The organism is Brevundimonas vesicularis, assembly GCF_900445985.1.
GTDB lineage: Bacteria > Pseudomonadota > Alphaproteobacteria > Caulobacterales > Caulobacteraceae > Brevundimonas > Brevundimonas vesicularis_D.
In genome coordinates this window covers 696,687-714,488 of sequence record NZ_UAQP01000005.1, presented here as the reverse complement: position 1 = coordinate 714,488, position 17,802 = coordinate 696,687, and the positions used below count along the sequence as shown (strand labels likewise).

The 17,802-nt window shown below is 64.8% G+C and carries 21 protein-coding genes and 4 tRNA genes; 5 read left to right on the top strand and 20 right to left on the bottom strand.

The annotated features are described in order from the left end of the window. Positions 1–53: 53 nt before the first annotated feature. Both exaC and DT343_RS03630 read right to left on the bottom strand, forming a co-directional pair. The gene (gene exaC / locus DT343_RS03635; RefSeq protein WP_112861773.1) at positions 54–1,571 is read right to left on the bottom strand and encodes an acetaldehyde dehydrogenase ExaC; all 1,518 of its coding nucleotides are present in this window, start codon (positions 1,569–1,571) and stop codon (positions 54–56) included. A gap of 135 nt (positions 1,572–1,706) precedes the next feature. Beyond that, positions 1,707–2,681, bottom strand: a complete 975-nt coding sequence (locus DT343_RS03630) for a GAF domain-containing protein (protein WP_112861772.1) — start codon at positions 2,679–2,681, stop codon at positions 1,707–1,709. A gap of 201 nt (positions 2,682–2,882) precedes the next feature. Between DT343_RS03630 and DT343_RS03625 the strand changes: the two genes are divergently transcribed. Then, positions 2,883–3,305 (top strand): DUF2147 domain-containing protein, encoded by a 423-nt coding sequence (locus DT343_RS03625; protein WP_112861771.1) that lies wholly within the window; start codon positions 2,883–2,885, stop codon positions 3,303–3,305. Between the two features lie 72 nt (positions 3,306–3,377). Here DT343_RS03625 and DT343_RS03620 read toward each other — a convergent pair whose 3' ends face one another. The 14 genes from DT343_RS03620 to DT343_RS03555 form a co-directional block, all read right to left on the bottom strand. Then, positions 3,378–4,364, bottom strand: a complete 987-nt coding sequence (locus DT343_RS03620; RefSeq protein WP_112861770.1) for an aldo/keto reductase — start codon at positions 4,362–4,364, stop codon at positions 3,378–3,380. Between the two features lie 98 nt (positions 4,365–4,462). Beyond that, a tRNA-His gene (locus DT343_RS03615) sits at positions 4,463–4,539 on the bottom strand. Between the two features lie 123 nt (positions 4,540–4,662). Beyond that, positions 4,663–5,376, bottom strand: coding sequence for an energy transducer TonB (locus DT343_RS17870; RefSeq protein WP_066622824.1), 714 nt, complete (start codon positions 5,374–5,376; stop codon positions 4,663–4,665). Positions 5,377–5,390: 14 nt separating this feature from the next. Continuing rightward, the gene (locus DT343_RS03605; RefSeq protein ID WP_017505196.1) at positions 5,391–5,825 is read right to left on the bottom strand and encodes an ExbD/TolR family protein; all 435 of its coding nucleotides are present in this window, start codon (positions 5,823–5,825) and stop codon (positions 5,391–5,393) included. 5 nt (positions 5,826–5,830) lie between these two features. Beyond that, on the bottom strand, positions 5,831–6,712 hold the full coding sequence (locus tag DT343_RS03600) for a MotA/TolQ/ExbB proton channel family protein (protein ID WP_017505197.1): 882 nt from the start codon (positions 6,710–6,712) through the stop codon (positions 5,831–5,833). A 533-nt stretch (positions 6,713–7,245) separates the two neighbouring features. Beyond that, positions 7,246–7,321: transfer RNA gene (locus DT343_RS03595), tRNA-Phe, on the bottom strand. 63 nt (positions 7,322–7,384) lie between these two features. Then, positions 7,385–7,549 carry a DNA gyrase inhibitor YacG gene (locus DT343_RS03590; RefSeq protein ID WP_112861769.1) on the bottom strand — a complete coding sequence of 55 codons (165 nt, stop codon included), beginning with the start codon at positions 7,547–7,549 and terminating at the stop codon, positions 7,385–7,387. 3 nt (positions 7,550–7,552) lie between these two features. Beyond that, a complete protein-coding gene (locus DT343_RS03585) occupies positions 7,553–8,587 on the bottom strand; it encodes a ribonuclease E/G (RefSeq protein ID WP_112861768.1) in 1,035 nt (344 codons plus the stop codon). Continuing rightward, entirely contained in the window at positions 8,584–9,165 is a 582-nt protein-coding gene (locus DT343_RS03580) for a Maf family protein (protein WP_112861767.1), read from the bottom strand. The genes DT343_RS03585 and DT343_RS03580 overlap by 4 nt, the downstream gene beginning before the upstream one ends. After that, positions 9,166–9,384 carry a translation initiation factor IF-1 gene (gene infA, locus DT343_RS03575; RefSeq protein ID WP_008261544.1) on the bottom strand — a complete coding sequence of 73 codons (219 nt, stop codon included), beginning with the start codon at positions 9,382–9,384 and terminating at the stop codon, positions 9,166–9,168. A 103-nt stretch (positions 9,385–9,487) separates the two neighbouring features. Beyond that, positions 9,488–9,955: a UPF0262 family protein gene (locus tag DT343_RS03570; RefSeq protein WP_017505201.1), complete on the bottom strand. Its 468-nt coding sequence runs from the start codon at positions 9,953–9,955 to the stop codon at positions 9,488–9,490. After that, positions 9,952–10,437 carry a DUF2948 family protein gene (locus DT343_RS03565; RefSeq protein ID WP_066551770.1) on the bottom strand — a complete coding sequence of 162 codons (486 nt, stop codon included), beginning with the start codon at positions 10,435–10,437 and terminating at the stop codon, positions 9,952–9,954. Before DT343_RS03565 ends, DT343_RS03570 begins: the two co-directional genes overlap by 4 nt. After that, complete coding sequence (gene murA / locus DT343_RS03560; RefSeq protein WP_112861766.1) at positions 10,427–11,716, bottom strand: UDP-N-acetylglucosamine 1-carboxyvinyltransferase; 1,290 nt, start codon at positions 11,714–11,716, stop codon at positions 10,427–10,429. The genes DT343_RS03565 and murA overlap by 11 nt, the downstream gene beginning before the upstream one ends. 103 nt (positions 11,717–11,819) lie before the next feature. Next, the gene (locus DT343_RS03555) at positions 11,820–12,017 is read right to left on the bottom strand and encodes a hypothetical protein (protein WP_055754875.1); all 198 of its coding nucleotides are present in this window, start codon (positions 12,015–12,017) and stop codon (positions 11,820–11,822) included. Between the two features lie 110 nt (positions 12,018–12,127). Between DT343_RS03555 and DT343_RS03550 the strand changes: the two genes are divergently transcribed. Continuing rightward, positions 12,128–12,202 (top strand) — tRNA-Thr (locus tag DT343_RS03550). Between the two features lie 66 nt (positions 12,203–12,268). On the opposite strand, the gene DT343_RS03545 is transcribed toward DT343_RS03550, so the two are convergent. The 4 genes from DT343_RS03545 to lipB form a co-directional block, all read right to left on the bottom strand. After that, on the bottom strand, positions 12,269–12,856 hold the full coding sequence (locus DT343_RS03545) for a hypothetical protein (protein WP_039247305.1): 588 nt from the start codon (positions 12,854–12,856) through the stop codon (positions 12,269–12,271). Positions 12,857–12,904: 48 nt separating this feature from the next. Beyond that, positions 12,905–13,399, bottom strand: a complete 495-nt coding sequence (gene msrB / locus DT343_RS03540; protein WP_112862562.1) for a peptide-methionine (R)-S-oxide reductase MsrB — start codon at positions 13,397–13,399, stop codon at positions 12,905–12,907. A gap of 72 nt (positions 13,400–13,471) precedes the next feature. Continuing rightward, positions 13,472–14,956: a hypothetical protein gene (locus tag DT343_RS03535; RefSeq protein WP_112861765.1), complete on the bottom strand. Its 1,485-nt coding sequence runs from the start codon at positions 14,954–14,956 to the stop codon at positions 13,472–13,474. 128 nt (positions 14,957–15,084) lie between these two features. Further along, the gene (lipB, locus tag DT343_RS03530; RefSeq protein WP_112861764.1) at positions 15,085–15,801 is read right to left on the bottom strand and encodes a lipoyl(octanoyl) transferase LipB; all 717 of its coding nucleotides are present in this window, start codon (positions 15,799–15,801) and stop codon (positions 15,085–15,087) included. Positions 15,802–15,866: 65 nt separating this feature from the next. Here lipB and DT343_RS03525 point away from each other — a divergent pair, with 65 nt between their 5' ends. The 3 genes from DT343_RS03525 to mgtE all read left to right on the top strand — a co-directional run bounded on the left by DT343_RS03525 (position 15,867) and on the right by mgtE (position 17,773). Then, complete coding sequence (locus DT343_RS03525) at positions 15,867–16,118, top strand: FliM/FliN family flagellar motor switch protein (RefSeq protein WP_017505209.1); 252 nt, start codon at positions 15,867–15,869, stop codon at positions 16,116–16,118. A gap of 86 nt (positions 16,119–16,204) precedes the next feature. Next, positions 16,205–16,289 (top strand) — tRNA-Leu (locus tag DT343_RS03520). 65 nt (positions 16,290–16,354) lie between these two features. Next, positions 16,355–17,773 (top strand): magnesium transporter, encoded by a 1,419-nt coding sequence (gene mgtE, locus DT343_RS03515; RefSeq protein ID WP_066551775.1) that lies wholly within the window; start codon positions 16,355–16,357, stop codon positions 17,771–17,773. Positions 17,774–17,802 lie beyond the last annotated feature (29 nt).

Here is a 17,802-nt window from a genome sequence, read left to right as displayed (position 1 = left end):
TCAGAGAGCGATCACAGAATGGCCGATCCGGGACCGGCCATCCTTGATGCAGATCAGAAGAAGCCCAGTTTGTCGGGGCTGTAGCTGACCAACAGGTTCTTGGTCTGCTGATAGTGGTCCAGCATCATGCGGTGGTTCTCCCGCCCGATGCCCGACTTCTTGTAGCCGCCGAAGGCCGCATGGGCCGGATACTGGTGATAGCAGTTAGTCCAGACCCGTCCCGCCTGAATGGCGCGACCGGCGCGATAGGCGGTGTTCATGTCGCGCGACCACACCCCGGCACCCAGGCCGTATTCGGTGTCGTTGGCGATTTCCATGGCCTCTTCAAAAGTCTTGAAGGTCGTGACCGCCAGGACCGGACCGAAGATCTCCTCCTGGAAGATCCGCATGTCGTTGGTGCCTTTGAACACGGTGGGCTTCACGTAATAGCCGCCGGCCAGATCGTCCTTGAGCGCGGCCTGATCGCCGCCGGTCAGGACCTCGGCGCCCTCCTCCCTGCCCAGCTTCAGATAGCCGAGAATTTTCTTCAGCTGCTGGTCCGAGGCCTGGGCGCCGACCATGGTGGCCGGGTCCAGAGGGTCGCCTTGGACGATGGATTCCACCCGGGCGATCGCCTTCTCGATGAAGGCCTCATAGATGTCCTCATGGATCAAAGCGCGGCTGGGGCAGGTGCAGACCTCGCCCTGATTGAGCGCGAACATGGCGAAGCCTTCCAGCGCCTTGTCCAGATATGCGTCGTCGTGATCCATCACGTCTTTGAAGAAGATGTTCGGCGACTTACCGCCGAGCTCCAGCGTGACCGGAATCAGATTCTGGGTGGCATACTGCATGATCTTTTGGCCAACGGCGGTCGAACCGGTGAAGGCGATCTTGGCGATGCGCGGATTGGTGGCCAAGGGTTCGCCCACCTCGGCCCCCGTGCCCGAAACGATGTTCAGCACGCCGGCCGGCAGCAAATCCTGGATCAGTTCGATCACCACGAGGATGGACGCCGGGGTCTGCTCCGCCGGCTTCAGCACGATGCAGTTGCCTGCCGCCAGGGCCGGAGCGATCTTCCAGGCCGCCATCAGGATAGGGAAGTTCCAGGGGATGATCTGCCCCACCACGCCCAGCGGCTCATGGAAATGATAGGCGACCGTGTCGTGGTCCAGTTCCGAAATCCCGCCTTCCTGCGCCCGGATGCAGCCGGCGAAGTAGCGGAAATGGTCTATCGCCAGGGGGATGTCGGCGGCCGTGGTCTCGCGCACCGGTTTGCCGTTGTCCCAGGTCTCCGCCTCTGCGACGGCTTGCAGATTGGCTTCGATCCGGTCGGCGATCATGTTCAGGATGACGGCGCGTTCGGCGACGCTGGTTCGCCCCCAGGCGTCCTTGGCCGCGTGTGCGGCGTCCAGGGCCATTTCGACGTCGGCCGCGTCCGATCGTGCGACCTCGCACAGGACGCGGCCATTCACCGGGGAGGTGTTCTCGAAATAGCGGCCGTTGACGGGCGGGACCCACTGTCCGCCGATGAAGTTGTCGTAGCGCGCCTTGAACTTGGGGGTCGCGGCGCGAATGAATTCGGGCTTGGTCATGATGGCCTCCTGCGTTGTCCTCTGGCGTCGATTGTCGACGTCGTTGGAGCCAGAAGTGCCATCGGCCTGCGCCCATCCGCCAGACGACGACGCGATGGTGCAATGCAAACCTGTCGCATCCCTGCGACAGTCGGTTCAGTGGGTTTCCCGAAACAGCCCCAGCCGATGCAGTTTGCGATGCAGAGTCGCCCGGCTGACACCAAGCGCTTTCGCTGCGGCGGACACATTGCCCCCGGTGCGCGCCAGGGCCCGACGCACCGCGCCTCGCTCGGCCTCCAGAAGCTCGGCCTCGGCAGACCCGGTGTCGAGCACCTCTGACGCCGCCAACTGCGCCGCGATCCGTTCATCTGTGATCGCCAGGGCCAAACGAGCGGCGCGAGTCGCGCCGATCACCATATCGTCCCGGTCAACAGCCAACAGCGCCGCCGTGTTCCGCTCTCCGGTATCGCCCGCCAGCACGATCCGGGCTTGGTGGAAGGCCTGGCGGAAGGTCTGCGCCTCGATGGCCCGTGCGGCGTCGGCGACCGCCGCCGCAATAAGTCCCAGAACGCCCTCCGTCGCATCCGCGCGGCAGGATGAGACATCCAGCAATCCCGCCAGCCGCCCCAGATGATCGTGAATCGGATGGCTGCTGCAGCTCAGGGCCGTGTTGCGCGTATGGAAATGCTGGTCACGGTGGATGGTCACGGGCCGGTGCTCCGCCAGAGCGGTTCCGATGCCGTTGGTGCCCTCGACCGCCTCGGACCATATGGCCCCCGGCCACAGCCCCCATCGACGAAAGGCGACGTCGTCCGCCGCCGCCCCCCGGCGCTCCAGCGGCACCCCGTCGGCATTGGTCAGCAGGATACAGCAGCCGGTATCGCCCACGGCCAGAAACAGCCGATCCAAAACCCCTTGCGCGGCGCGCGTCATCGGCTCCATCGCCTGGCGCGCCTCGCGCAACTGCCCCTCGGTCAGGGTTTGCGGCATGCCCCGGTCCTCGGGATCCAGGCCATACAGCGATAGGGATCGGCGCCACGACGCCGCCAGGGCCGAGCGCGCGGGCTCGGCGCCGTTTTCAAGCGCCTGCTTGATTAGGCTTCCATGGTTGTGTCCCGGCCGGTCGGCCATGGTGTCTCCCAGGACTTTCTCGCTCCGATCAGACGCCCGCACCGAGCCAAGGTCAAGGGATGCCCGGCAGAGCTTCAAAAGCTTCCGTAAGGTCCGGTTTTCATTGGTCTTCGCGGATCAGTTCGGCCTTGTTTTCGGCCGAAAGCCGGATCACCTTGTGCATCAAAGGGTCGCACAGGCGGCCTGAACAAGGGAACGACCATGAAGACCAAGATCATGCTGGCCGCCGCCGCGCTGGCGACGGCCCTCGCCTCTCCGGCCCTGGCGGGTGATCCAACCGGCCTGTGGCAGACGCCGACGAATGGCGGTCAGGTGCGGATCGCGCGTTGCGGCCAGGCGCTGTGCGGCACGCTGGTGACTTCGGACCACATCCGCCGTGACGCTAATGCGCGCGACGCCAATAATCGCAACGCCGCCCAGCGGAACCGCACCCTGCGCAATCTGCCCATGCTGACCGGCTTCACCGGCGGTCCGACGGAATGGCGCAACGGCTCCGTCTACAATCCGGCTGACGGCGGCACCTATCGCGGCACCATCACCATGACCAACGACAACAGCCTGCGTCTGCGCGGGTGTATCGTCGCTCCGCTTTGCAAGACCCAGACCTGGACCCGCATCCAGTAGGATCAGCACGAGCCACGGACAAAGGCCCGGCCGGAGAAATCCGACCGGGCCTTTTTTGTGTCGATCAGCAGCTTAGCGGTTCAGCGCCGCGCGCGCCGCCTCGGCGTAGCGATGCCCCGTCGCCGCGCCTTTAGGGAAGACGGCCTCGATCCGGGCGAGATCCTCAGGCGTCAGAACGACGTCCATGGCCGCCGCATTCTGCTCCAGGGTCGCGATACGACGTGTGCCGGGGATCGGAATCAAATCCTCGCCTTGCGCCAGCACCCAGGCCAGCGCCAGTTGAGCGGCGGTTATGCCCTTGTCCGACGCAATGGCCTTTACCGCCTCGACCAGATCCAGATTCTTCTGGAAGTTCTCACCCATGAAGCGCGGATTGGTGCGACGGAAGTCGTCGGCGTCCAGGTCATTGATCGACTTAATGTCGCCCGACAGGAAACCGCGGCCCAGCGGGCTGTAGGGCACGAAGCCGATGCCCAGTTCGCGCACGACCGCGAACAGTTCGTCTTCGGGCTCTCGGCTCCACAGCGAATATTCCGTCTGCAGCGCCGTGATCGGATGGGTCGCATGCGCCTTGCGCAGGGTGTCGGGCGCGGCCTCGGACAGTCCCAGGAAGCGGACCTTGCCCTCCTTCACCAGTTCCGCCATCGCCCCGACTGTCTCTTCGATCGCCGTGTCCGGATCGACGCGGTGCAGATAGTAGAGATCGACGTGATCGACGCCGAGGCGTTGCAGGCTGCCTTCGATGGCGCGACGGACATTGGCCGGGCTGCCATCAGTCATCAGCTTGGTGCGATCGGCGTTATAGTTGATGCCGAATTTGGTTGCGATGAACGCGTGGTCGCGCCGGTCCTTCAGCGCCTTGCCGACCAGCACCTCGTTTGTGTGAGGGCCATACATCTCGGCAGTGTCGAACAGGGTGATTCCCAGATCGAGCGCACGATGGATGACGGAAATGGACTGGGCCTCGTCGGCGCCGCCGTAAAAGGCGCTCATGCCCATGCAGCCCAGACCAATGGCCGAAACCTCGGGGCCTTTCGCACCCAGCTTGCGCGTCTTCATGGGACCTTCTCCTGTCGATGTGGGGGATCGGCCACACGTCCTGTGATCAGGATATGGTCGCGGCGACGGCGGGCTGCAAGCCCGGCCGCGCTTTACGATGGTACCGCCTCTCAGGCTTGAACTGAGGACCTCCGGTTCCACAAACCGGCGCTCTAACCAACTGAGCTAAGGCGGCCCGCGCATCGCGAGGCGCGTTCTCTACCGAGGCCTTACAGGCCAATCAAGCGAAGAGTTTGGAACAGACAAACAAAAACGCCCCGGCGCATGCCGGGGCGTTCTGTCTGGTCGAAGATTGGTCCTACTGAAGGCGGAAGCGAACCGTGAAGCGCGCTTGTCCACCTTGAGCGACACCATCCACCGTGCCCGGCGCAAAGCGCGCGGAACGCATGGACGAGAGCGCCTCGCGACCAAACCCGGCGCCCGAAGGCGTTTCGGAAACGACGCTGCAGTTCGTCGCCGATCCATTGGCCTGAACCGAGCAGAGCAACACAACCGTTCCCTCCTCGATCCCACGCTCTTGAGCGCGAGCTGGGAACTCGGGGCGGGGCTGCCGCGACCACGACACGTTCGTGATCGTCGAAGGACGAGCCGGAGCCGGCGGCGCGGGCGGAGGCGGCGGTCCAGGAATATTGACGGGCGGACCCGTGTATTCAACCCGATCTTCCTTCTTCGTCGGCGTGATGTTGACCGGCGGGGGGGGGACGATGTTCGGGACTGGAGCCGGCACACGCACCTGAAGCTTCGGCGGCGGAGGCGTATCCGTCGGCGGAGGCGGCGGGGGCGGAGGCGGCGGAGGCGGCGGAACCGGCTCGACCAACTCGACCTCGACGGACTCGTCGACGTAGTTGAACTCCTTCAGCTTGAACTTGGACTGCTGAACAAAGAAGATCAGCAACGCAAACAAGATGCTGACCACCATCAGGCAGACGATCAGCACGGGGTAAGACACCCCCATGAAGCCCTTCTTCTTGGGTACGTCGTAGCGACTGCGATGATATTCGACGTCTGTCATACTATCTCCGCATCCTAACTCGTCGCCTGGTCTTCGCCGACCAGTGCAACGCTATAGAAGCCGTTATCCTGCAGCGCATTCATGACCTGCATGAAGTCGCCGTAACGGGTGTTCTGGTCGCCCCGAATGAAGATCCGCTCATCGGCCGGGTTCCGGGATCCGATCTGTTTCTTCAGATCTTCACCCAAGGCTCCGACGTCGGTCCGGAAATCGCCCACATAGACGTCGCCGTCATTCTGGATCGAAATATAGACCGGCTTGGGCGGATTCGGGGCCGCCTTGGCGACGGCGATTGGCAACTCGACAGGCACCGACACAGAGGCAAGCGGAGCCGCCACCATGAAGATGATGAGCAGAACCAGCATGATATCAACGAAAGGCGTAACGTTGATATCACTGTTGGCCTGAGGCAGGTTGCCAGCGCCGCCCGATTTAATCTTGGCGGCCATCCGTCTTACGCCCCCTTGTCGAGCTGACGCGAGATGCCGTTCAGCAGCTCAGCGGCGAAGCCGTCGGCGCGCGTGCCGTAAGCAGCGATGCGGGTGTTGAAGTAGTTGTAGAACACAACGGCCGGAATAGCGGCGAACAGACCGATACCGGTGGCCAGAAGAGCTTCAGCGATACCCGGCGCCACGACGGCCAGGTTGGTCGTGTTCGACTGGGCGATGCCGATGAAGGAGTTCATGATGCCGTACACGGTGCCGAACAGACCGACGAACGGACCGATCGAGCCGACCGAAGCCAGGAACTGCTGACCGCCCGAAAGGCGCAGGGCCAGACCGGATTGCACGGCGGCGACAGCCGACTGAGCGCGGGCCATGGCCGAGTCGAGGTGATCGCCGGTGACCGACAGACCCGATTGACGCGACAGTTCGATTTCCTCGGTGGCGGCGGCGGCCATGTCGGCCAGCGGGTTGCCGTCGAACTCTTCCTGGGTCGAAACAGCGCGCATGTCAGCGATGGTGCGGGCGCCGCGGAAGTTTTCGAGGAAGTTGTCGGTTTTGCGGTTCAGAGCGCCGAACTCGAACAGCTTGATGAGCAGCAGGGTCCACGACAGGATCGAGGCCAGCAGCAGGCCGGCCATGACGACCTTAACGACGACCGTGGCTTCCATGAACATGGAGATCGGGGTGATGTCGCCGTGACCGCCGCCGACGGCGTCGTTCACCGTTGCGGGATCAGCTTCGCCGGCAGCGGGAGCGGCGGCTGCGGGAGCCGCAGTCGAGGCTGCCGGGGTGGGCTCAGCCGGGGCCTGGGCCAGGACCGGCGAGCTCGCCATCAGCGCGGCGGCGCCGGCCATGGCGAGAAGGATATTCGTCTTTTTGCTGTTCAGCATAATTCGCCAGTTCCTGCTTGGTCTGACTCGTGGAACCAAAGGTGCGGCCATAGTCAGCGACCGCCCCCCAACCTGAAATGTTTCCTTCAACGCGCCCGTCCTTTCGAGGATCAGAGCCCGCTGAAATCTTCGGTGGAGATCGAACCAGTCGCCCGCCTCGTCTCCGCTGGTCGAACCTTCGGGGACACGTCCCCGGCGATCCGCATTAACGTCTTCTTGCGAAGGCGCCTCAACCCTTTGACGAACCCTTACCGGAGCGTCAAGGGACAAGAGGGGCTTTTAACCCGCCGAGAGACATGGAGAAAAGTTCCACCAACCGGCGCATTAAAGTGCAGCTGCGCGACATTTTGATGATGATCTGGCGTCAGATGGAGCAAGTTTGTTCAAAACGGCCATCTTGAGCGCGATCATGTCCCAATATTGTAAATTGTAGGGCTGATCGCTGCAAGCCGACTGAAACCCAAGGACGGCGCAAAGGCCGCAGCGCAGGATCATGCGTCCGAAACAATCGATTTTCACGGTGTAGGAAAAGATGGTGCCTGGAGGCGGGTTCGAACCACCGACACGCGGATTTTCAATCCGCTGCTCTACCAGCTGAGCTATCCAGGCGCCGACGCGGCGTCGCGAGAGGCGGGTCTATAGGGGAGGCTTTTCCGCCTGTCCAGCGCCCAATCAGTCCTTTTCGTCATCATCTTGCGCGCCCTCGTCCAAGGCGACCGGAATGGCGTAGCCGCCGGTAAACCAGCGCTGCAGATCGACGTCGGAACAACGGCGTGAGCAAAAGGGCTTGTACTTGGGATCGGCGTCGGCCTTGCGGCAGATGGGACAGGAAGCCACGGCTCAACCCTCTTCTATTCGTTCGCACCCTGGCGGGATTGCGACATCGGGCTGGATCACCGCTCGCGGTCCCAGACGAGCCGCCAGCGGATGAGCAATCAAGGCTTCTTCCGGCGCGCAACGCGCGATTATGCGCGGCGACAGGGTATCGGCCAGAAGCTGTCGCCGCAAAGCGCGCACGACAGACAAGGCCCGCGTTTGAACGGACGGACGTCCGCTGGCGCCGAGGAGAACCTCCTCGATCGGCGTACGGCGCCAGGGAAGCGACATCTGCAACAGGCCGAACCGACTGACGGGTCCTAAGACGGCCTGGGGTTCGTGACCGAACGCGGCCCGCACGATCTTGGACGGCGCCTCGGCGTCCGGACCGTCCCCGACCATGTCGATGACGACCAGGCCGCCCCAGTTCCGAAGGCCGATCAGCCGCGCTGCCTGTTTCACCCCCTCGCGATTCGCAGCCGCCCTCGCCTGTTTCGGATCACGACCGGGCGTAGAGGCGAAGTCGATGTCCACAGCCACCAAGGCGCGGGTGCGTTCGATGGCGAGATCGATTCCGTGCGAGGCGAAAACGCACGACCGAACCAGGGCATCTTCCTCCGCCTCGATCACGGCGTCGATGGCGGCGATACCGGTGACTGATTCCTCGCCGGGCGCGAGATCGCGCAACTGTTCGGCGATACTGGGTGCGGGCTGAATCAGACGAGGAGTCCCCTCCCCCGGCCCCAGACGACGGACCACCGCCCCTTTTCCCGCTCGAGGTTCGGCGGTGACGACGACTTCCAGCCGTTGGCCTTGCGTAAGTCGGTCGTTTTTTGGGAACGGCAGAAAGGCGGCGGCCGGCGCGGCGATATCGACGAAGGCGCCGCGCAAGCCCGGGTTCACCTCGATGACCCGCCCCACCGAGCGGGCGCCGAGCCGGGTCTGCGCCGCATCATCCTCACGATGGATAAGAAGATGTGTGAAGCGCCCGTCGCGCATGATGGCGCCACGCGTCTCGCCAGGCGTCTCGTCGAGGAAGACCTCGACTGCGCCGCTCATGAACGCCAGCCGACGCCGTGCAGAAGCTGGACGGCCTCATAGACGGGCAGGCCCATCACGGACGGATGGCTGCCGACGATGCGCTGGATGAAGGCGGCCGCCGGGCCCTGGATGCCATAGCCGCCGGCCTTGCCGCGCCAGTCGCCCGTGGCGACGTAGGATGCGATCTCGTGGTCCGACAAGGGTTTGAAGGTCACGCGGGTTTCGTTGACGCGCGACGATAGTTTTCCGTCGCGCCAGACGGCGACGCCGGTGAAGACGCGGTGATTGCGGCCGGACAGCAGTTTCAGAAAGCGCGTCGCCTCGGCCTCGTCCGCCGCCTTTTCCAGAAAACGACGCCCGACAGCGACAACCGTATCGGCGGCGATGACCACCGCGTCGGGACGGCGTTCCGCGACAACCCGGGCTTTCGAGGTGGCGAGCCGTTCGGCCAGACGCGGCGGGGTCTCGCCCTTCAGAGGCGTTTCGTCGATGTCTGCGGGATCGATATGGTCGGGTGTGATCCCGACCTGCGCCAGCAGTTCGATGCGGCGCGGGCTGGCCGAAGCCAGCACCAGTTCGGGGCGACCCGCAGCCACTTACTTGAAGCGATAGGTGATGCGACCCTTGGTCAGGTCGTAGGGGGTCATTTCGACCAGCACCTTGTCGCCGGCCAAGACGCGGATGCGGTTCTTGCGCATCTTGCCGGCGGTGTGGGCGATGATCTCGTGGTCGTTCTCGAGCGTCACGCGGAAGGTGGCGTTCGGCAGCAGTTCGCTGACGGTGCCGGGAAACTCGAGCAGTTCTTCCTTAGCCATGCGGCCTCTCACGCCCGTTGAATATGCGTTCGACCCCACGCCGGGCGGGCGCGAGGGGCGGAATGGACGGGCCTAATGCCCGAAAACACAGAGATAGTCGAGGTCAGCCGCGACGGTAGAGGGCGCAGAGCAATGTGAACAGGCGCCGCGACGTCTCGTGATCGACCACGATCTTGCCGTCCAGTCGCGTCTTCAGCTGTTCGGCACCCTCGTTGTGAAGGCCGCGCCGTCCCATGTCGACCGATTCGATCTGGCTGGCCGAGGATCCGCGCAGAGCCTCATAGTAGCTGTCGCAGATCATCAAATAGTCTTTGATCACGCCCTTAAGCGGCGTCAGGCTGATGGCGTAGGTGCGCGTGAAGTTCTCGCCGTCGATGTCGAACACCAGACGATTGTCCTGAAGCGACAACTTCAGCCTGTAGGGTCCGCCCTCGGCGCCGACGGGCTCGAAGCTGTTCTTCTCGACCAGATCAAAGATGGCGACCCGACGCTCGTGCTCGATCTCGGCCGTCGCCGCCGGCAGGGTTGCGGCGTCCAGTTCGACCGAGGCCAGCTTGTGATCGGCGCTCATGCCGCAGTCCCTTCGTCCAGTTCGGGCGTGTCCAGGTGGGTCGGCGCGATCCGTGCAGGCCAGCGGTCGGAGATGTCCGTGACCACGGCGTCCAGGCATTCGACGTCGATTCGCAAATCACCGCCGCCGGCGAACATCAGGATGACGCGTCCGCTCAGATCCTCGGTCGGAATGAAGTCGAGCGCGAGCAGTTCGAGCGAGGCGTCGGGGCTGCGCGACAGGCGGCGGCTCTTGACCGCCAGAACGTCGCCGAACTGCATGGCGCACATCACGCGCGTCCCGCCGCACTCCCAGCAGAAGCGGCTAAAGGCGATGGTCAGGGTCCGCGCCGCCTTTTCCCAAACGATATCGACGGGCCGAAGGATGGCGTCCTGGAGCGCGGCGGAGATGATCTGAAGATCGTCGGCGTCCTCGGCCAGCAGGCGCAGCGGTTCGACCGGCGCCTTGGCTTCGGGGATGACGCCATCGATCTCAGTGCTCATCACCTGTTCCCTTTATGCGGCGGATGTCGGCTCCGCACGCGCCGAGCTTTTCTTCCAAACGCTCGAAACCGCGATCCAGATGATAGACGCGTCCGACCGTCGTTTCGCCCTCGGCGACGAGGCCCGCGATGACCAGGCACATGGACGCGCGCAGGTCGGTCGCCATAACCTGTGCACCGTGCAGAACTTCGACGCCGTTGACGTGCGCCTCTCCGGCATGAACCGAAATGTCGGCGCCCAGTCGCGCCAACTCCGGCACATGCATGAAGCGGTTTTCGAAGATCGTCTCGCGAACCGTGCTGACGCCCTCCGCCGTCGTCATCAGCGCCATGAACTGGGCCTGGAGATCGGTGGCGAAGCCCGGATAGATGGCCGTCTCGACGTCCACGGCCTTCAGGCGCTGCTTCGGATCGCGCTTGATCCGCACGCCGTCGGCGGTCGGCGACACCTCGACGCCCGCCTCGACCATCTTGTCGGTCAGCGAACCGATCAGTTCAGCCCGCGCCTTGGTCAGCCGCACCTCGCCGCCTGCCATGGCGGCGGCGACGGCGTAGGAGCCCATCTCGATTCGGTCGGGAATCACCGACCAGGTCGTTCCGTTCAGCGACGAGACGCCGGTGATGGTCAGCACATCGGTGTCGATTCCCTCGATTTTGGCGCCCATGGCCGTCAGACAATGGGCCAGATCGCCGATCTCGGGTTCGCGCGCCGCACGGCGCAGGACGGTCGTGCCTTCAGCTAGGACGGCGGCCAGAAGCGCGTGTTCGGTGGCGCCGACCGAAACGAAGGGGAACTCGATCTCGGCGCCCTTCAGGCCCTTGGGCGCGCGGGCGGTGACATAGCCTTCGTCCAGCTCGATCTCGGCGCCCAGCGCCGTCAGCGCCTGAAGGTGCAGATCGACCGGACGCGCGCCGATGGTGCAGCCGCCCGGCAGCGAGACCTTGGCCTCGCCTGTGCGCGCCAGCAAAGGGCCCAGCACATTGAACGAGGCCCGCATCTGCCGCACCAGATCATAGGGGGCGAAGGTCGAGGTCAAATCCTTTGCGTGGAACAGACTCTCCTGCCCGTCCGCCCCGTCACGCTCGGTCACTTCGATGCCGAACTGGCGCAGCAACTGACCCAGGAACCGCGTGTCGGCCAGGCGCGGCATATTGGTCAGCAGCAAAGGCTGATCCGTCAGGATCGAGGCGGCCATCAGCTTGATGGCGGAGTTCTTGGCGCCGCTGACGGGAATGTCCCCGAAAAGCTGGGCGCCGCCCTGAATGGCGATGCTGTCCATGACGTCCTTAAGCGCGCCCGAGGCCAACGCCTCGGGGGGGAGGGTTCTCTAGCAAGCCGGTGGGCGCTTGCCAAAGGGCTGCGTGATCGCGAGCCGATGACTTTCAGTTGCTGTCGCGCGGCGCGGCCGGCGTGCGCGCGGGCGCCTTGCGGCGTCGCAGGTTGGCGCGAAGGGCGGAGGCAAGCCGCATGGCCTTTTCCGCCTTTGCGCGCGCTTTCTCGAATTCAGGCCCCGATTCGACGATCGGCGTCGCCTGTGCGGCGGCGGAGGGCGTATCGGCGTCATGCGGCGTGCGAGTCATGGTGCGATGATGCCGTGATCACGGGCCATGTCCAAACTTTCTTTCAGATCGTCAAAAAGCCGCTTCCATCCCCGGAAGGGTTTGGCTATACGGCCGCTTCCTCAGTCGGGGCCGCCGTAGCTCAGTGGTAGAGCGCATCCTTGGTAAGGCTGAGGTCGTGGGTTCGATTCCCCCCGGCGGCACCATCTGAGACTTGAAAAGGCCCGGCTTTCGCCGGGCCTTTTTGATTTCCAGATCGGACGGAAAAGTCTTCAGTCGTAGCCGTACAGGCCGCGGCGATAGGGATCGCGGTCATCCGCATCCCCGTCCTTGCTCCAGCTGAACCCCATCGACATCGACTTGGTCGTGGTGTCGGCCCCATAGCCTCGACCGCGCCAGCCGCCGCCATAGGGCGAGTAGAAGCCCGGCCCGCGCAGACCATAGCCGCCGTAGCCGTATCCCCAGGGTTCGTTGCGGCCTTCGCGGTAGGCGAGGTCCAGGCGACCGTTCTCGCCGACAGGCAAGGAAACGGCCGCGCCATAGCTGCGATAGCCCCCGGTGCCGATTCCGGCCTCGACCATGCCATGCATCTTGCGCTCGGCCGGCGCGCCCGGCTCTGCGCTTTCGTCAAAGGTTGCACCCGGCGTGCGTGCGCTGATCCAGTTCTGAATCTGCTGTTCGGTGGTCATGCCGTGTGGGGCGGCGTCCTGCGCCGTCGGCGCAGTCAACGACGCCTCAGGCGCCGCCGCCAGGGCCTGGGCCAGGGTGGGCGCGTTTGTCGGCGCCGTGGTCACCACGCCATCCGGATCACCGTCCGACGCCGCCAGCGCCACACCCGCCAAGAGACTTGCGATCAGCATAGGCCACCTCCGTTCGACATCATCCTAGCACAGCGATTGAGGCCAAGGTCAGGCGATGCCGTCGCCGCGGTTGAGGGGGTCCGGCAAGGCCTCGCCCTCGGCTACGAAACTGAGCGCGACCGAGTTGATGCAATAGCGGTTTCCGGTGGGCGGCGGGCCGTCAGAGAAGACGTGACCCTGGTGGCTGCCGCACCGGGCGCATTGGGTCTCGATCCGGATCATGCCGTAGCTGGTGTCGCGGATCGCATGGACGTGCGCTTCATCGACCGGTTGGGTGAAGCTGGGCCAGCCGGTGCCGCTTTCGAACTTGGTTCCGCTCTTGAACAACGGCAGGCCGCATTCGCGGCAGCAGAAGACGCCCGCCCGCTTCTCGCCCAGCAGAGTGCCGCAGAAGGGCGCCTCCGTGCCATGAGACAGCAGGACGCGCTTTTCCTCCGGGTTCAGATCGGCTTCGAGCCGGACGCGTTCTTCGGCGTTCGGCGGGGTCAGGTCATAGCCCGACGGCGAACAGAGGGATTCGGAGGTTTGGGCGAGATCGGTCATGGACTGCAAATAAGAAGGGCGGGCCAAGGGTTCCACCCCTGCCCGCCCCTCGTTCATCCGACCGACCGTTCCTTATTGGAACAGCTTGCCCACCCAGGCGCGCACGGCCGCCTCGTCCGTCGCCGAGCCGGTGTAGGCAAGGCCTTGCGCCGGGGTGAAGGGCGCATCGTTGCCGCGCTGACGCGTGGTCCAGGCCTTATGCCCATAGGTCAGCTCAGCATAGTTCGACGGCAGGCGCAGCACAGTCGGTTCGATGAAGATCGAGTCCTCGGCCGTCACCGATCCCGCCAGTCGCACGTTCGGCAGGCGCGTCAGCAGGTCCAGCGTATCCAGGCACCCGCTGGTGCAGCCGCTGTCGACCAGGACCACGACCGGACCCGCGACCGGATTCGCCGCGCCCGTGTCCGCCACCGAAGGACGGCCCGGCATGGTGAAGGTCGGCTGGTTGGCGGCCAGGGCCGAATCGAAGGCGGCGACGATGGCCTGGGTCTGTTCGATCACCGGACCGGACTCGGCGACGAAGCGCGGATCGGCCTGCATGCGCGCCAAGGTGTCGGCGAACCACTGACGGTTCGCGGGCGTGGCGCGGTAGGTGATCGAGCCGGCTTCAGGCTGACGGCTGACGGTGAACTCCGGCGTCCAGATGCGGTTGGCCAGGCCATAGCCCTTGCCCGTCGCATTCAGCGAAGCGCCGTTGGCGCCGCGCAGATCGATGACCAGCCCCTGCGCCCCGCGAATGGCGGGCAGTTGGGCTTCGACGGCGGCGTAGAAGGCGTCCCATCCGGCGTCGTCAGCCAGGGTGTGAACATTGATCCACGGACGGCCGTCCACCGTCTCGACCGACAGCGGATTGGCGCCCGGCGTGTAGACGGTGGCGCGATAGGCGGCTTCCAGGCTGGCGGCGTCGGCCGGCTGGGGCTGCATCTGGAAGTCACGATCGCGACGCCCGACCTTGAAGGTGCACAGCGACGGAACGCCGCCGGTGAACGGGTTATTGCGATTCCACAGCAGATAGGGGGCGGTGCGGACACGTCCGGCTTCCGTCGTCAGGTCGCCTTCCCATCGGTCCAGCCGCTCTTCGGCCAACTGCGCGGCGGTCTTGTCGCCGCATTTGACCAGGGTCGCGCCGAGCGGCGGCACATTGCGAACGCCGGGCTTCACATAGGAGACCACATATTCGCCGTTGCGCCACGCTGTGGTCACCCCCGGCCAGCTGGTCGCGAAGAAGGGACCAAGGCCTTCGTAGGTCGGGCGAATCGCGATGTTCGAATCGCGGAAGCCGTTGGCGTAGTAGCGCATCAGATAGGCGTGGCTGTCGCCGCTGTTCACGCGGCCAACCTTGCCTTGCGCATCCGTCAGGCCGGCATCGATCCAGCTGCGAAACGCTTCGCTGGGCGCGCCGGGAATCACGGCGGCAGGGTGGTTGGCGGCCAGGGCGTCATGCGCGGCCTGGAGGTCTTGTTGCGCCAGGGCGCGAAAATCCTGTGCGACAGCGGCGCCGGCGGCGACGGTCAGCGACAGAACGGCGGCCGATGTGGCGGCGATCATGCGGTTCATGGAGGTTTCCTGCGGCCTTTGATTTCAAGCTCGTGGGAAAGGTTAAACCCCATGCGTCCGGCGCTTGCCAACCCCGCCGCACGGGATTTCGCCCGATTGTCACATGGGCTGCGGCGATGCGGCGCGTGTCAAAGCGGCGCCGGCGCCTCGACCGCTGCGCCGAAGATCCGATCGAAGCTGCGCCTCAAGGCCTCGTCCGCCTCGTCCATCGTCGCCAGAACGCCGAGATCGACCAGGCTGGTGACGCCGTGTTCCTGAATGCCGCAGGGGACGATGCCGCCGAAATGATCCAGATCCGGCTCCACGTTCAGGCTGATGCCGTGGAAGCTGACCCATTTGCGGACCTTGACGCCGATGGCGGCGATCTTGTCCTCACGCGACCACCCTGCCCCCTTGCGCTCGACCCACACGCCCACGCGACCGGGCCGGATGTCGGCCTTTACGCCGAACGTATCCAAGGCGCCGATCAGCCACAGCTCAAGCCCGCGCACGAAACACCGCACGTCCTTGCCGCGTCGGTTCAGGTCCAGCATCACATAGGCCACGCGCTGTCCCGGCCCGTGATAGGTGAACTGCCCGCCCCGCCCTGTGCGATGCACCGGAAACCGGCCGGCATCCAGAAGGTCGTCGTCCTTGGCCGAGACGCCGGCAGTGTAGAGCGGCGGATGCTCCAGCAACCAGACCATCTCATTCGCCTCGCCGGCCGCAATGGCGGCGACGCGCGCCTCCATGAAAGCCTCCGCGGCCGCATAGTCTACGTAGCCTTTCGACACGGCCCATTCGACCGGTCGGCCATCGTCGAGACGCAGTTTCTGAAGGGACGGGCTTAACGGCTCAGCAAGCATGACGCTTCAATGTGGTCGCCAGGGCGTTTCTGCAAGAGACGGCCCTCCAGTGAAGAGAGCTTTACGTGACCCAGATCAACGCCGTCGATGTCGAAATCTCAGTCGTGCTGGGTCGCTCGGTGCTGCCGATGTCGCAACTGCTGCGCATGGGTCGCGGCGCAGTGATTCCCCTGGACGCTGCAGAGGGCGACGAGGTCTGGATCCTGGCCAACAACTATCCGGTCGCGCGCGGCGAAATCGAGATCCGAGACGACCGCATCGCCATCACCGTCACCCGCCAGGCGGACGTGTACGACTTCATGGCCGGGTCGGCCTGAGGCTTTGATCCGCGACGTCTTTGCGTCGTTCATTTCGCCCTTTCCTTTTCCAACGGCTTCGTCTATTCGCCGCCGCTCCGATGCGAGCGGTCGTGGCGGAATTGGTAGACGCGCAGCGTTGAGGTCGCTGTGGGGCAACCCGTGGAAGTTCGAGTCTTCTCGACCGCACCATCTGGCTAAACAGGGCGATTCATCGGCTAAGTACGGCTGGACATTCTACCAAGGGAGGCGACCACGTGAGCACCACGGACACCGCCTTTGCTCCAGACGAGACGCTCGATAACGAAGACCACGCCGCCCTGGACGAGGACTATGTCCTCACTCCTCAGTTCGTCGAGAAAGTCGTGGACGCCGCCGACGACGGCGACGGGATGCGGCTGCGCTCGCTGCTGGAAGACCTGCACCCGGCCGACGTCGCTGACCTGATGGGCTTTCTGACGGCGGAACACCGCGCCGTCGTCGTGCTGTGGTTGCCGCCCGAGCTTCTGGCCGAGACCCTGCCCGAGCTGGATGACAATATCCGCGAGGAGGTGCTGGAGCGCGTGCCGCACGGCACCCTGGCCGAGGCACTGCAGGAACTGGATTCCGACGACGCCGCAGCCGTCGTCGAAGACCTGGAAGACGACCAGCGCGAGCGCGTTCTGGCCGCCATGCCCGAGGTCGATCGCGCCGCCATCGAAAGCAGCCTGGGCTATGCGGAAGAGTCCGCCGGCCGCCTGATGCAGCGCGAGGTGATGGCCGCGCCCCAGTTCTGGAGCGTGGGCGACACCATCGACCACATCCGCAAACAGGGCGACGACCTGCCCGAGCTGTTCTTCGACATCTATGTGGTCGATCCGCTGAACCGTCCGGTCGGCGGCGTGCCGATCAGCGGCCTGCTGCGAGCCGCCCGCACCGTCGCCCTGACCGATCTTATGGAGCCGATCAACGAGATCGCCGTCGATCAGGATCAGGAAGAGGTCGCCTACATCTTCGAGAAATACCACCTGATCTCGGCGCCCGTCGTGGACGCGGCCGGTCGGCTGGTCGGTCAGATCACCGTCGATGACATCGTCAACATCATTCAGGAAGAAAACCGCGAGGACATCCTGCGTCTGGCCGGTGTCGCCGACGAGGACCGCGGTTCGTCCGTGCCCGAAATCGTGCGCGGTCGCGTGCCCTGGCTGGCGATCAATCTGGCGACGGCGGCCCTGGGCGCCAGCGTCATCGGCCTGTTCGAGGCCACCATCCAGCAGATCGTCGCCCTCGCCGTCCTGATGCCGATCGTCTCGGCCATCGGCGGCAACGCTGGCACCCAGGCCCTGACCGTGACTGTGCGCGCTCTGGCGACGCGCGAGCTGAACAGCTCGAACGCCCCGCGCACCTTCTGGCGGGAAATGATGGTCGGCCTGGCCAACGGCCTCATCCTGGCCCCCCTGATCGGCATCGCGGCCGGCTTCTGGTTCCGGGACGAAGACTGGAAGATCGGCCTGGTGATCGGCGCGGCCATGATACTGAACCTGCTGGTCGCCGCATCGATCGGGGTCCTGACGCCGCTGACCCTGTCCAAGCTGAAGTTCGACCCGGCTGTATCATCGGCCGTGTTCGTCACGGCGACCACCGACTTCTTCGGCTTCTTGATCTTCCTTGGTCTGGCCACACTGGTGCTGCTCTAGACACGACGCGGACGATCCGGCGCGGCCCT